At 56.7% G+C, this 13,581-nt stretch carries 15 protein-coding genes; 6 read left to right on the top strand and 9 right to left on the bottom strand.

The window, feature by feature from the left end; genetic code table 11:
- Positions 1 to 10 precede the first annotated feature (10 nt).
- Together CAF74_RS19545 and CAF74_RS19540 are read right to left on the bottom strand one after the other, a co-directional pair.
- Complete coding sequence (locus CAF74_RS19545; protein WP_085747417.1) at positions 11 to 1,477, bottom strand: DHA2 family efflux MFS transporter permease subunit; 1,467 nt, start codon at positions 1,475 to 1,477, stop codon at positions 11 to 13.
- Complete coding sequence (locus CAF74_RS19540; protein ID WP_085747416.1) at positions 1,477 to 2,601, bottom strand: HlyD family secretion protein; 1,125 nt, start codon at positions 2,599 to 2,601, stop codon at positions 1,477 to 1,479. Before CAF74_RS19540 ends, CAF74_RS19545 begins: the two co-directional genes overlap by 1 nt.
- Before the next feature lie 223 nt (positions 2,602 to 2,824).
- Between CAF74_RS19540 and CAF74_RS19535 the strand changes: the two genes are divergently transcribed.
- Entirely contained in the window at positions 2,825 to 3,448 is a 624-nt protein-coding gene (locus tag CAF74_RS19535) for a TetR/AcrR family transcriptional regulator (RefSeq protein WP_085747415.1), read from the top strand.
- Positions 3,445 to 3,957, top strand: coding sequence for a G/U mismatch-specific DNA glycosylase (gene mug / locus CAF74_RS19530; protein WP_085747414.1), 513 nt, complete (start codon positions 3,445 to 3,447; stop codon positions 3,955 to 3,957). Before CAF74_RS19535 ends, mug begins: the two co-directional genes overlap by 4 nt.
- Here the strand turns inward: mug and CAF74_RS19525 are convergent.
- Positions 3,930 to 4,562: a TetR family transcriptional regulator gene (locus CAF74_RS19525; RefSeq protein WP_085747413.1), complete on the bottom strand. Its 633-nt coding sequence runs from the start codon at positions 4,560 to 4,562 to the stop codon at positions 3,930 to 3,932. The genes mug and CAF74_RS19525 overlap by 28 nt on opposite strands.
- A 112-nt stretch (positions 4,563 to 4,674) precedes the next feature.
- On the opposite strand from CAF74_RS19525, the gene CAF74_RS19520 reads away from it, so the two are divergent.
- Together CAF74_RS19520 and CAF74_RS19515 are read left to right on the top strand one after the other, a co-directional pair.
- Positions 4,675 to 5,331 (top strand): O-methyltransferase, encoded by a 657-nt coding sequence (locus CAF74_RS19520; protein ID WP_085747412.1) that lies wholly within the window; start codon positions 4,675 to 4,677, stop codon positions 5,329 to 5,331.
- Between the two features lie 108 nt (positions 5,332 to 5,439).
- Positions 5,440 to 5,895 carry a GNAT family N-acetyltransferase gene (locus CAF74_RS19515; protein ID WP_085747411.1) on the top strand — a complete coding sequence of 152 codons (456 nt, stop codon included), beginning with the start codon at positions 5,440 to 5,442 and terminating at the stop codon, positions 5,893 to 5,895.
- Between the two features lie 212 nt (positions 5,896 to 6,107).
- Here the strand turns inward: CAF74_RS19515 and yfcF are convergent, their stop codons facing one another.
- The 6 genes from yfcF to CAF74_RS19485 all read right to left on the bottom strand — a co-directional run bounded on the left by yfcF (position 6,108) and on the right by CAF74_RS19485 (position 11,024).
- Complete coding sequence (yfcF, locus tag CAF74_RS19510) at positions 6,108 to 6,740, bottom strand: glutathione transferase (RefSeq protein WP_085747410.1); 633 nt, start codon at positions 6,738 to 6,740, stop codon at positions 6,108 to 6,110.
- Between the two features lie 133 nt (positions 6,741 to 6,873).
- On the bottom strand, positions 6,874 to 7,803 hold the full coding sequence (locus CAF74_RS19505; protein WP_085747409.1) for a LysR family transcriptional regulator: 930 nt from the start codon (positions 7,801 to 7,803) through the stop codon (positions 6,874 to 6,876).
- Between the two features lie 36 nt (positions 7,804 to 7,839).
- Positions 7,840 to 8,814: a quinone oxidoreductase gene (locus tag CAF74_RS19500; protein WP_085747408.1), complete on the bottom strand. Its 975-nt coding sequence runs from the start codon at positions 8,812 to 8,814 to the stop codon at positions 7,840 to 7,842.
- 349 nt (positions 8,815 to 9,163) lie between these two features.
- On the bottom strand, positions 9,164 to 9,586 hold the full coding sequence (locus tag CAF74_RS19495) for a DUF4952 domain-containing protein (protein WP_085747407.1): 423 nt from the start codon (positions 9,584 to 9,586) through the stop codon (positions 9,164 to 9,166).
- A gap of 317 nt (positions 9,587 to 9,903) precedes the next feature.
- Positions 9,904 to 10,263, bottom strand: coding sequence for a DUF6124 family protein (locus CAF74_RS19490; protein ID WP_085747406.1), 360 nt, complete (start codon positions 10,261 to 10,263; stop codon positions 9,904 to 9,906).
- Positions 10,264 to 10,805: 542 nt separating this feature from the next.
- Entirely contained in the window at positions 10,806 to 11,024 is a 219-nt protein-coding gene (locus tag CAF74_RS19485; RefSeq protein WP_011333849.1) for a hypothetical protein, read from the bottom strand.
- Between the two features lie 486 nt (positions 11,025 to 11,510).
- Here CAF74_RS19485 and CAF74_RS19480 point away from each other — a divergent pair, with 486 nt between their 5' ends.
- Together CAF74_RS19480 and CAF74_RS19475 are read left to right on the top strand one after the other, a co-directional pair.
- A complete protein-coding gene (locus tag CAF74_RS19480) occupies positions 11,511 to 12,458 on the top strand; it encodes a retron St85 family effector protein (RefSeq protein WP_129972577.1) in 948 nt (315 codons plus the stop codon).
- Positions 12,455 to 13,408, top strand: a complete 954-nt coding sequence (locus CAF74_RS19475) for a retron St85 family RNA-directed DNA polymerase (protein ID WP_085654107.1) — start codon at positions 12,455 to 12,457, stop codon at positions 13,406 to 13,408. The genes CAF74_RS19480 and CAF74_RS19475 overlap by 4 nt, the downstream gene beginning before the upstream one ends.
- Positions 13,409 to 13,581 lie beyond the last annotated feature (173 nt).

The following is a 13,581-nucleotide window of genomic DNA, read 5'->3' as shown; positions in this document are numbered from 1 at the left end:
CTCCACATTATCAGTTGGCCGCGACCGGCTTGCGCAGGAACATCACCAGCGGACTCACCACGAGCATCGCCAGCATCAGAATCTTGAATTGGCCCATCACCGCGACGAACGCCGCCTGATGGGTGACCAGATGATTGAGGCCTTCGAGCGCCGGCAACGACGTCGGCATGGCCACGCGATAAGGCGTGAGCTGACTGACCAGCGCCGAGTGCATCGCCTGGGTGTTGTTGAAGAAAAAGATCTGCACCACGGCCACGCCGAGGGTGCTGCCGTAAACCCGCATCAGGTTGAAGAAACCGGTGGCTTCCGGGCGCAGTTTCGGGTCGATGGTGCTGAACGCGGTCTTGTTCAGCGCCGGCATCAGGATGCCCAGACCCACGCCCTGGATGAACCCGGTGACGGCCACGGGCGTCCAGTCCATCAGCGGCGAATAACCGAGCATCAGCCAGTTGGCGTACACCACCAGCGCGATGCCGGCGGCGACAAAAAAACGTGCGTCAATCCACGCCGGGGCGCGGCCCATCAGCACAAACGCACCCACCAGTCCGATGCCACGCGGGACGGTCAGCAACCCGGTGGTGTCCGGCGGATAACCGAGGATTTCATCGAGCATCGGCGAGGTCAGGGCCATGGTCGACAGCAACACAAATCCCAGGGCGAAGAACATCACTGTCGACAGCATGAAGTTGCGGTCGCCGAACAATCCGTTGCTGAGAAAGTGGGTCTTGCGGGTCAGCGCATGGACGACGAACAGGTACAGGCCGAGGGCGCTGGCCAGCGCTTCGATCCAGATTTCCGGCGAGTCGAACCAGTCCAGCCGTTCGCCGCGATCGAGCAGCATCTGCAGGCCGATCATGCCGACCGTGAAACTGACGAAACCGAAGAAATCGAACGTCGGACGCGGGTCTGCTTTCTTCTCGGCGAGCAGCAATGTCACCACCATCAGGATGTACGCGGTCAGCGGCAGGCTGAGGTAGAACATCGGGCGCCAGTCGAAGTACTCACAGATCACGCCGCCGATGCTCGGGCCGCTGACGATGCCGAACAGCACCAGCGCCGTCCATTTCGGACCGAACGCGGGGCGCTTTTCTGCTGGCAACGTCTCCAGGGCGATGGCCATCGACAACGGTGCAATTACCCCGCTGGCCAGACCTTGCAGGAGGCGTGCGCCGATGAATTCCAGCGGTGTGCCGGCCAGCGTGCCGAGCCACAGACCGAGGGCGAACAGCACCAGTGCCGTCTGGTAAACCCGCTTCAACCCAAAGCGTCCGGCGAGCCATTGCGCGACCGGCATCGTGATCGCGCTCGCGGCCAGATAAGAGGTGAAAATCCATCCGGCCTGATCGTCGGTCATCGACAGACTGCCCTGAATCAAGCGCAGCGCGGCGTTCGGCAACGGCAGGTTGGCTGACTGCATATAGGTGGCGAGCAGGGCGACAAACCGCAGTGCCCGCGCATCGGCTGCTGAGCTGTTCATCACGAATTACCCGCAGACAACAACGACTTGAGCGGCTGCCACCAGGGCGAGCGATGCCCGGTGTCGACTTCGACCGTGGCGCTGGTGCCGGAAAACAGCGGCAGGGCAGGGTCGCTATCGTCCAGTTCAAGACGCACCGGCACCCGCTGCACCACCTTCACCCAGTTGCCGGTGGTGTTTTCCGGCGGCAGCAGGGCGAAGTCGGCACCGGCGCCGGGGCTCATGCTGATCACGTGCGCCTTGAGCGGGCGATCCGGGTAGGTATCGAGGGTGACGGTCGCGGTCTGACCGGGGCGCATGTGGGTCAACTGGGTCTCGCGAAAGTTGGCCTCGACCCAGATTTCCCGGTCGGAAATCAGCGCAAACGCCGGCGCGCCGTTGTTGACGTAGTTGCCTACCTGCAAATCATCGACTTTGGCGACGATGCCGTCGTCCGGCGCCGTGACCGTAGCGTAAGACAAATAGAGCTGCGCTTCGTCGAGTTGAGCCTTGGCCTCGCGCACGGTCGGGTGATTGTCGAGGGCGATGTCCGGATTCCCGTTCAACGCAACGACGGTGCTGGCCATCTGTTGCTCGATGGACGCGATGCGTTGACGAGAGACTTTCAGGTCCGTTTCGGCGCGCTCGTAGAGAGCCTTCGACACGAACTCGGTGGCGATCAAGGCTTTCTTGCGACCGAACTCTTTCTGGTCGTAATCCGCCGAGGCCTTCGCCGATTGCAGCTCGGCCTGTTGCTGGCGGTAGCTGGCCTTGAGCCCGTCGATGCGCAGGCGTGCGTTGGCCAGTTGCGCTTCGGCCCGGTCGACGGCGATCTGCAATGGCTTGGGATCGATGCGAAACAGCACCTGGCCTTTGCGTACTGGCTGGTTGTCGTCCACGGCGATCTCGACCACTTGCCCGGAAATCCGCGCGTTGATCGAGGCCTTGGCCACGCGGGCATAGGCGTTATCGGTTGAGACGAAGGGCTCGTTGGCGACGTACTGGCCGTAGCCAATCGCGGCGAACAACGCGGGGACGCCCCACATGAAGACCGGGCGCAGCCTCTGCTTGAGCGGCATTTTCGGCGGCGCGTCGACGGGGTGCGCGCGGGCTTGTTCTGCGGTGAGATCTAATGGCTGATTCATGAACGGCTCTCTCCAAAGTGCTGGGCGGCGTTGAATACGGTGCGTCATCAAGTCAGTGCGCGGTGCAGGAGGGGTGCTCTGTTGCCGCTGTTTCGTCGTCGCCAGCCTCGGTTCGAGCGCTGTTACAACAAACCTGCCGATCAAGGAATTTCTGATTCCTTAATTTTGTGCGATGGTGTAAGAATATGAGCGACTTCATTTCCCCGCAAGGAATTTGTGCGACATGGCACAAAATAAACCGACAGAAGGAAAAGGCCGTGGCCGTCCACGGGCTTATGACCCGCAAACCGCGCTGCAACAGGCGCTGGGCGTGTTCTGGAACACCGGCTATTCCGGCGCTTCACTGGACAGCATCGCCAGCGCCGCCGGCATGAACCGCCCCAGTCTGTACGCCGCGTTCGGCGACAAACACGCGCTCTACATCAAAGCGCTCGACCAATACTGGGCCACCGCCCACGCCGCCATGCAGGCCGCGCTGAACGACAGCAGCCTGACCCTGGAACAGGCCCTGACCGGTTTTTACGAAGGGCAACTGGCGATCTATTTTTCCGGCGACGGCCAGCCACGCGGCTGCTTCGCCATCGGCACCGCGACCACCGAAGCGGTCGAGGACCCGGAAATCCGCAACGTGTTGTCCCAGCGCTTGAGCCAGCTCGATGCCGATCTCGAAGCTCGTCTGCAACGTGCGATCGAGTCCGGCGAACTGAACGGTGATGTGGACGCAGCAGCACGGGCCATGCTCGCGTCATCGCTGCTGCACAGCATCTCGATCCGCGCCCGTGCCGGTAAATCCCGCGAAGAACTGGCCGGGCAGGCGCGCGATGCGGTGAAGGTGATCTGCGGTTGAACGGGCTTGAGGACATCCTCACGCAAGGCCTGTCCGTGGTGTTCTGCGGAATCAATCCGGGATTGGTGGCGGCAGAGCAGGGCCATCACTTCGCCGGGCGCAGCAACCGCTTCTGGCGCACGTTGCACCTGGCGGGCTTCACGCCCCACGAGTTACGCCCGGAAGACGACCGCTCGATCCTGCAATTCCACTGCGGCCTGACCGCCGTGGTCGAGCGTCCGACGGCGAGTGCGGATCAATTGTCGGCAGAGGAATTCACCGCAGCCGCCGCCAGCTTCGAACGCAAGATCGCTCGTTACGCGCCGCGCTTCGTGGCGTTCCTCGGTAAGGCGGCGTATGCCGGGTTATCCGGCAAAAAGTCGATTGAGTGGGGGCTGCAAGAGGAGACGTTCGGCGGCGCTAAAGTCTGGATCCTGCCCAACCCCAGCGGTCGCAATCTGACGTTCAATCAAACGCAACTGGTGACGGCGTATCAGCAGCTTCAGCGGGCGTCGAGCGCCATCACATAAGCGCTGAACATGTCCGCCATCCCCTCGGCGCGGGCGGTGATTTCCGCGTCGGTGCGTGAGGTGAGTGAAAAATCCTTCCCCACCGAACTGAGCGTGGCCAGGATCAGATCGCAGGCCTGCATGCGAACGGCTTCGCTGGCCCTGGGCAGCAACTCCACCATGAACGTCGCGAAGATCCGCGTGCCCGCCGCCCGCACTTCATGGGCCTCCGGCGCATCACGATAAAGCGGTGCCGCATCACTCAACGCGCCGCGCATCTGCGCCTCCTCGCACTCCGAACGAATGAACGCATGCACCAGCGTGCGCAGGCGTTCAAGCGGTGGCTCTTCATAATTTTCCAGAATCCGCTGCAGCATTCCGGTGGTCTGCAACCACTCATCACTCTGCAAACGAAACAGAATCGCCGCCTTGTTCGGGAAGTATTGATACAGCGAGCCGACACTCACGCCAGCCTTCTCCGCGACCCGCGCCGTGGTGAAACGCGCCGCGCCTTCCTTGGCCAAAACCTGAATAGCCGCCTGCAGAATCGCCGCCACCAGCTCGGCGGAGCGTGCCTGCTGCGGCTGTTTGCGTGAGGAAATACGGGCGGTCTGGCGATCGGTCATGGGCAGCTCGGGCGTCGGGGCGGAATGCGAATAGCGAACAGAGCCATTCGCTCGCATCATTTAAATGCGACGAATCATTCGCATATTAGCTCTCAACCCACGGAAAACCATCATGACAACCCTGACCACCGAACCGCTGGCGCCCCTCATCGAACGCCTCTACACCCAGGCCAGCGCCGCCACCAGCCCGGCGCTGAACAACGTGTCCGGCGAAGAACGCGAACGCCTGATGCACAGCAAAACCGAATACCGCGAACTCTACGCCATGCTCAAAGACCTGTGGCTGCCCGTCTCCCGCGACACCGGCAAACTGCTTTACATGCTGGCGCGCAGCAACCGCGCCAAAGCCATCGTCGAATTTGGCACCTCGTTTGGTCTGTCCACTTTGCATCTGGCAGCAGCGCTGCGGGACAACGGTGGCGGTGTGCTGATCGGCAGCGAGTTTGAACCGTCGAAGATTGAACTGGCTCGGCGTCATTTTGTTGAGGGCGGGGTGAGTGATCTGATTGAAATTCGCGAAGGGGATGCGCTCGTAACGCTGGCTCGCGATCTGCCATCGACTGTTGATCTGCTTCTGCTCGATGGTGCGAAAGCGCTGTATGGCGACGTGCTGAAACTCGTGGAGAGACACCTGCGTCCAGGCGCGCTGGTGGTGGCGGATAACACCGATTACTGCCCGGAGTATCTGGCGCATGTACGCTCGCCGGGGAATGGTTACGTGAGCGTGCCGTTTGCGGATGATATTGAGGTGTCGATGCGGTTGGGGTGAAAGCCGTTGCTGTCCACGTTTTAAAAGAAGGTGACTGATCCACGGATTAATGGATCAGTCCCCATTTTTCGCTACGATCAAGTGATGACGCGCAAGGAGCGGCCCTTGATGGATTACCTGATTCGAAACGCTACGAATGCAGATGCGCCAGCGATCAGTCGAACGATCCTCAATGCTTTGCGAGCGTCGAACGTTAAGGACTACTCCGCCGAAATCATCGAGCAAGTGGCGCAAAGCTTTTCTCCCCCGGCGATCCTTCATCTGCTGACTAAGCGTCAAGTCCTCGTGGCTACAGCCGGCAGCCATATCGTTGCAACCGCAAGCCTGGATCACGACATTGTCCGAAGTGTGTTTGTCGACCCGCGCTATCAAGGAAAGGGCATCGGAAGGCAACTTATGGAGAGGCTTCAATCACTTGCCATCAATGCAGGTCTGAACCGGCTGCGTGTGCCTTCTTCAATCACCGCGGAAGGCTTCTATGCTTCGCTTGGGTTTGAAAAGGTACGAGACGAGTTTCACGGGGCGGAGCGCACGGTCATCATGGCGAAGGCATTGGAGCTGTAGGCCTCCGTTGTTTAAAACAAAAACGCCCAAGGGTTTGGCACGTCCTGGATGATTAGGGCGGCTTACTGCCTTGGGCGGGATGTGGGTGACGGGAAAAGGATACGGCTTGAGGGGCGAGCCCTGAAAGCCGGCGCTTTCTGGTGAATTTGTAGGCACTTGCTCAAGGGGGTGTAGGCTCGAGTCGCAACAGAAAAGCAAAGAAAGTGCTGCCGTTACAGTCGAGGTCGTTCCAGCTTGATCCACTCTTGTACTGTCTTGCGCTGCCATTGGCGTTGGGCGTAATCCTCCAGCTGAGCCGGCACAATGTCCCCATTGAGTATCAATCGGTTCAGCATCAACGCGAGATCAACATCGGCGATCGACCATTCACCAAAAAGGTAGTCCGGACTATCGGTAAGCAACCATTGAGCGACCTCAACCAACTTTTTCTTGGCAGCCTCAGCCGACGCTGACAACGGTCCGTATTTCTGACCATAGAACACGACAAGGGTAGAGCGCTCCTGTCGGATTGGGAGCAGATCACTGCGTAGCCACGCTTGAACTTGCCTCGCTGCGGCGCGTTTTTGTGGATGCTGTGGGTAAACAGGTGTTTGGGGGAACACATCTTCCAGGTATTCGGTGATCGCCGATGATTCCGACAACGCAAAGTCGCCCTGCACGAGGGTGGGCACTCTTTGAGTCAGGGAAAGACGGGCGTAATCGCTGGCCTGGTTCTCCAGTTTGTCCAGGTCCAGGGTGCTCATTTCGAACTCGATTCCCTTTTCTCGAAGGGCCACATAGCACGACATTGCGTAGGGACTTGTGAATTGAGCATCGACGTAAAGGCGCAGGCTTGAGTCATTCATAGCGTCATCTCCATATGCGGAATGGCCACGCTAAAAGATTGAGCGCTTTAAATAAAATTCATGTTTTTTATGGGGGCATTCCCATCAGGAATGGGCAAAAAGGCCGACACGATTTCCCATCACCGTTTGCAAATCAGCGGGGCGGAGTCATCCAAGGCGCACCCTCGGCAAAAGCGCCCTCGATCCACTCCTTGAATGCCGTAGTCGTCGCGGTGTTGAACCGCGCCGAAGGCCGCACCAGATAAACCCCCGTGTCCGCATCCAGTTGCCACTCGGGAAGCACCCGCGCCAGACGCCCCTCGCGCAGGTCGTTGGTCATCAGCCAGTCGCCGCCGGCCAAAATTCCCACGCCCATGCGCGCGGCACACAGCTGCGCTTCGTTGTCGTTGCTGACCAGTCGGCTGCGAATTTTCAGAGTGTGTTTCTCGTCGCCACGGGTCAGTCGCCATTCGGGATACGAATGCAACCCGGTAAACCCCAGGCAATGATGATCGGCAAGATCCGCCGGCGTTTTCGGCTCGCCATGCTGTTGAAGATAGGAGGGCGCGGCACAAAGGATTCGGCGGTGATCGCAGAGTTTCTTCGCCACCAGCCGATTGTCCGCCAGCTCGCCAATGCGGATCGCCGCGTCGAAACCTTCAGCGACGATATCGACGAAGCGCTCGGCATATTCCACCTCCAGCGCCACGTTCGGATGGGCCAGGGCGAACGCCGAAATGATATCGCCCAGCCACAGCCGCCCCATGGCGGCCGGCAGGGCGATGCGCAAACGCCCGCGAACTTCGGCGGCACCCTCGCGCGCATCCTGCTCCGCTTCGGCGATCAGACTGACCGCATGCCCGAACCGCGCCACCAGCCGTTGCCCCTCATCGGTGAAACGCAATTGCCGGGTGGTGCGCTCGATCAGCCGCACCCCCAGCCGCGACTCCAGCGCGCTGAGCCGTTTCGACAGCACCGAGGGATGGCGCTGCAACGTCCGGCTCGCCGCGGCAAACGAGCCGTGCTCGGCCAGGGCCAGCAGGGTGGCGACTTCATCGGCCTGACGGCTATCGAACAGATCCATGCAACGACAACCCTCGTGGATGACCCGAAAAAAGACTCAAGGCACCAGCACAACCGCTCCCGGCAGACCGCCCCGGTGCAGATCGTCATGGGCCCGGGCGGCGTCCGCCAGCGGATAACGACGCCCGACATTGGGCCGGATGATACCGGCGTCAATCGCTTGCAACACGTCCTTTGCGCGCTGCTGGTATTCCTCCGGCGTGGCGGTGTGGGCGGCGAGGGACGGTCGGGTCAGGAACAGCGAACCCTTGGTGTTCAGAGTGCTGATCTCGACTGGCGCCGGCGCCCCCGACGCCATGCCGAACGACACCAGCAACCCGCGCGGGCGCAGGCAATTCAACGACGCCTCGAAAGACACCCGGCCAATCGGGTCGTACACCACATCCACTTTCTTGCCCTGGGTGAGGTCGACCACCGCGTCGGCCAGCGTCGCCGCCTCGAACACCAACACCTCATCACAACCCGCCAACCGGGCCCGCTCGACACTCTCGGCGCCGGACACCACACCAATCACCAACGCCCCCAAATGCTTCGCCCACGGCACCATGATCTGCCCCAGCGCACCGGCCGCGCCGTAGATCAGCACCGTCGACCCCGGCCCGACCGGGTAAGTGGACTTGAGCAAATACTGCGCGGTGATGCCCTTGAACAGCACCGCCGCCGCGTCCTCGAAACTCAGGCTGTCGGGGATCTTCACCAGCCGATTGGCCGGGTAGAGGCGGGCGCTGGCATAGGCGCCGATGGGGCCCGTGGCATAAGCGACGCGGTCGCCGACGGCCACGTTCGTCACATCGGCCCCTACCGCCACAACCCGCCCGGCGCCCTCAAGCCCCAGCCCGGAAGGCAACGCCAACGGCGCGGCACCGGAACGTTGGCTCAAGTCGAGCGGGTTGACGCCAATGGCGAACTGCTCAAGCCAGACCTCGCCGGGGCCGGGTGCTTGCGCGGTGGATTGCTCAAGCTGAATGACTTGAGGCTCACCGGTTTGATGGATGACGGCGCTGGTGACCATGTTGAATGCTCCCTTACGTTGATCGTGGGGCAGAGTCTAAAGGCCTGCGTTTGGAGCACTAGTCGGGTTGAATGCAGTTCATATGTGCATTCGATGCAGTAATTGGATCAAGGCCTCGTGGTTCGAATTCAATGCCCTTTACTGAAACGCAAACAGCCCGGGCCTACGCCCTTCCTAGTTAAAGAGGGTGCCGGGCCGGGCTGTTTTGCATTCCATTACCTTTTGAACCGCGCTCTTTTCTGCAACGGCGGTGGACGCGCTACAGAAGCCGCCTGGAGGAAATCTCTTTCAGATTCAGCCATCGACTAGCGACGCTTTTTTGGTTAATCCGAGTTGGGCGACGTTGTGTTTAGGTGTCTTCAGTAAAGAGGGAAACGTTAATGTAGAAATACTTAATTTCTGACCACGAATCCCTTTTGTCTATCGGCGTCTCTTCGGATCCCATACCCAGCATGTACCCCACATGTGTTTTTTTATCGCGATAGAAGAACGGTGCTGAATCCCATCCGCAACACATATGCTGAAGCTGTGGCAGACCGAAGCTCTGATGCATGTATCGTTCAGCTTCAAGCGCATCAAGGCCTTTTACTCGGTAGCGAGCAATCAAAGGTTTCCCTTGTATGTCGTTGTCCTGGGTGCACGTCAGAAGCTCAACAAATTCAGGTTTGTCGCTGATTTTTGCCAGGAAGTCCTCACAGTGCGGTTCAGCCTTTGCGCAACCGGCCAAGACAGATAGCACTCCGAACAAGAGTCCAAGGAATAACTTTTTCATCTATTTTTCCACGACCTCATTTCTCCCAAGACACCCTCGCACCGCCAGAAACAAAGATCGGTACTGAACAGCTAAACCTTCGTCTGCTGCGCGGCAGTATAGCGAGGGTAAATAAGCATGGGATTTCTGGGTGGCTCTTATCAGCAGATCATCAACTGGAGAGGGCTCAGCGATTCGAGGGCCATGAGGTACGTCTGATTCTTGAATCTCCAAATTTCACCATATCCAGCATTGTGAAAGCTGAACGGGCACCCAGGCATCCCACACAAATTTCGCTGTAGAAGCAGCCACTGACTGCTCCTACAGGAGCCGACCGATTACGCCACTTCGACGTGATCCAGCGCCTGATTCACCGCCAGCTCGGCAATCATCACCACCTGCGCAATACCAATCGCCGTCTTGCGATGCGACGGATCGAGCGTGGCGGCGAAATTGCTCAGTATCTCACTGGCCGCTCCGAGGTTTTCGCTGGCGTTGGCCAGCAGGCATTCGGTGTTGAATTTCGGATTGGCCAGGTACATCCGCTCGGGCTCGTTCAAGGACGACATGATCCCGGCGGCGGGGAAGAGGTAGTGATCCAGCGCGCGCTCGGCGGCGTCGTGGAGTTTTTTGGAGTTGGGAGATTCGTAGGGGGAGGTGGGGTCGGTTTTGGGTGGGTTGGGTGTTGGTTTGATCATGGTGAAACTCCTTGTGTCGTCATCAGGAGCCATCACCCACTCGCTACCAAACGTTGGGTGGTGGCCATACGCAGGTTGGTAGACCGGGACACAAGGAGACCGGCGCGCCCGAAGACGCCCTGTGCATGGCCACCATAAAACCGGGGCGATTGACCGCCGCGATGGTGTGCTCTGCATCTTGTGTTTGTCTCGGGCTACCAAACCCCATCACTGTTTTTCAGTGACCGGGAAACGATAAGACCCGCGTCGTAGACGCACAAGCCGGCGGATTCTGGCGTAGTCGTAGGCAATGACGCAAGGCGTTGTAGCCTTGGGGAAGTTACGGCGGGTTGCTTTAAACGGAGCTGTTTAAGCGCTCAAAGGTGGGAGCTTATTTCCTGAAAACAGTCCGGTCCCTCGTCGGCTGAAAGGGAAAGGGGGGCGAAGTGATGTGGAGGTCGGAGAAGGCGGGGTCGTGCGAGTAGTTCACAGCAGAGAGAAGCGCTTGGCACGGAACCAAGCGCTCGGGGTAGGGCGGGGCGCTACGGCTCCACCCTGATGTTTCAGTTTTTGCTGGCGTTCAGCTTGCGCAGTTCTTCGTAGGTCGCCGACTGGACGAACCAGAAGCCGGAAATGATGCACCAGCACAGGGTGCCGGCCACGAAGATACCCAGCGCCGGGAGGAACCCACTGGTGAAAATCGCGACGATAGCGACCAGCCAGATGAATGCGAGAGAGAGATAGAGGACGGTGTTGTTGACGCTGATGACGAAGTCTTTCACGGGGCATATTCCTTGCAGGATGTAGAAAATTTCCCCCTCTCCGGGGGGCGGACGCATGCTATCACAATGCCTTCACTGGCCAAGAGAAGTGAGCTCTTCATCGGAAAATACATCCGTCTCCTCTTTTCGTTGGGAGTGTCTGCTATCGGCCAGAAGCGGACGTCGGCAAGCGACCGCTACCGGCCATAAGAGGACCTTCGCACGCGACCGCAGGGCTACCTCCTGCGCTAAAGCAGTCTGGTCTTATGAAGATTGGGGGAGAATACCGAGCCGTTGACAGTGATGGCACTCTGATCTAGATTCGACATCTCTTTACGCGTTCATAGCTTGATGGTTTCCATCATTGCTTAGTCAGGCGCTTCGCCAGACTCAATTACATTGCGTTGTTTTATTCCGCAGACAAGATCTGCGGCCCTACGCTCGCTTCGCTCACTCCGGTCCACAGATCTTGTCTGCGGCTGATTCTTGGTAAAGAGCCCACATCGCATGGATCCGCGACAAAGAATTCTTGCAGACGTTGATCTTGAGCAGAGCAAGGTTCATTTCTCAAAAAATCCAATCGTTTTACTTTGCGGGGGACATGTTCCGGAAAAGGAACATGCGGACGCTGACGAGCCTCCAGTCCGTTCTCTTCGCGATGCAGTGAAGCGCAAAGCGCTTCAAATGGCTGTGTCACCGCATATATTCCGCCCCGAAGAAATAAAGTCTTGGCACGAAGATGGTGTCTTCAGAAACCTGATGGATTTCGAAGCCGATCTCGGTAGTGTGTGCTCATTGGTGGCTATCGCAGTTGAAAGCGAAGGTGCGATTGCTGAGCTGGGAGCATTTTCACAGTTGCCAGACTTCAATAAAAAATTGATTGTTTTTGTTCCTGAAGAATATGCGGGTGCTAGCTCATTTATCAATCTTGGTATTCTTCGCCATATTAAAGAAAAGCATGGCACAGGAGTAAAAATTTATCCTTGGAGTCCAAAATTTCCAAATGACATATCTGATGATGTAGTAAGCGATGTTCTTGAGGATATTGCTGCGGAAATATTAGAGCTTCAAAAAACCCAGGCGTTCAATGTTCATAATAATATTCATCTTATTGTGCTGATTTATGAATTGCTCAGATTGTTTGTCGCCCTTAAGGAAAAAGAGCTGATTGATTCAATAAGAAGCTTAGGTCGTGAGGTGCATAGGGACGACCTAAGGCGAAAGCTTTTTCTTCTTCAGGAATTCAGACTTGTAAGAAAGATTGAGTATAGTGATTCAACGTTTTATGCATGTGATGATGATACTTTCCATAGCCTTCGCTTCGTCTTAAAGTCAGGTATGGCTGTTGACCCTTTGCGATTGCGTGTTGAATGTGTTGATTATTATAAAATAACAGCGGCAGAAAGGAACCGAAACAGAGCGATTGATCGTGCGAAACTGGGAGGCCATAAATGATCCTGTATGACTTTCGCAAGCATATGTCAGAAGTGTTATCCTTGTCTGAGCATGATGTAGCTCGACTGATAGTAAGAGCACCATATGCATACAAACGTTATTTTATACCCAAAAAATCTGGTGGCATGAGGCCTATTGCACAGCCCGCTAAAGAAACCAAAGTAATACAAGGTATTCTTATCGAAAGTTTGTTTGCTCAGCTTCCGGTTCACGAATGCGCTGCAGCATATAAACAGGGTTCAAGCATAAAGGACAACGCAGAGCGGCATAGGCAAAATAGTTATATTGCTAAGTTTGATTTTTCAAACTTTTTCGGATCCATAACTGAATTGGATTTGATAAAGCATTTGTCTTACGTGCTATGTGGGAAATTAACAGCGCAAAGCATAAAGGATATCGCGCGAGTCAGTTGCGTTAGAGAGCGATCTACTTCGCGGCTTGCTCTAAGTATTGGAGCTCCAAGCTCGCCAATTTTGTCGAATTCAATAATGTATTATTTTGATCTGGCAATGGAAGGTTGGTGCAGGGATCGAAGTATAGTCTATTCCCGGTATGCCGATGATTTGACGTTCTCAACGAATGATAAGGGTGTAATGTTTGACGTGGAAGCCTTCATTTTGGAGGTGCTTGAAAATATTCCCTATCCAAGACTTAAAATAAATTCGGAAAAAACAGTGTATGCCTCTAAGAAAAGGCAGCGCCGAATTACTGGGCTAATTATAACCAATGATAACAATGTTTCTTTAGGTCGAGATAAGAAGCGATTAATTAGCTCGATGATTCACCATTATGTGCAAAATAAATTAGATGAGGAGTCAATACTCCATCTTCAAGGGTTGATGGGGTTTGCTCAAGATATTGAACCTCTGTTTGTCGCAAAAATGAGGGGGAAATATACAGGGAAAATCATTTCGGACTTGCTTAGGCAAAGAGGAAAAAGAATAAAGTAAAATTATTTGCAATGTTTTGCGGCGCGCCCGTCGCCACCGTTGAGTCACCAATATGCTGGGTTGATATTTATTTAAAATCAACGGATTAATTATGCTCGTAGTTCGGCATTGTGCGACAACAGAATCTGGCCCTCTATAGCATACAAGACATCGATTTTTAGAGCAGGCATATT

Source organism: Pseudomonas sp. R45(2017) (genome assembly GCF_002112305.1).
Classification (GTDB): Bacteria; Pseudomonadota; Gammaproteobacteria; order Pseudomonadales; family Pseudomonadaceae; genus Aquipseudomonas; species Aquipseudomonas paraglycinae.
This window is presented reverse-complemented; position numbering and strand designations above follow the sequence as displayed.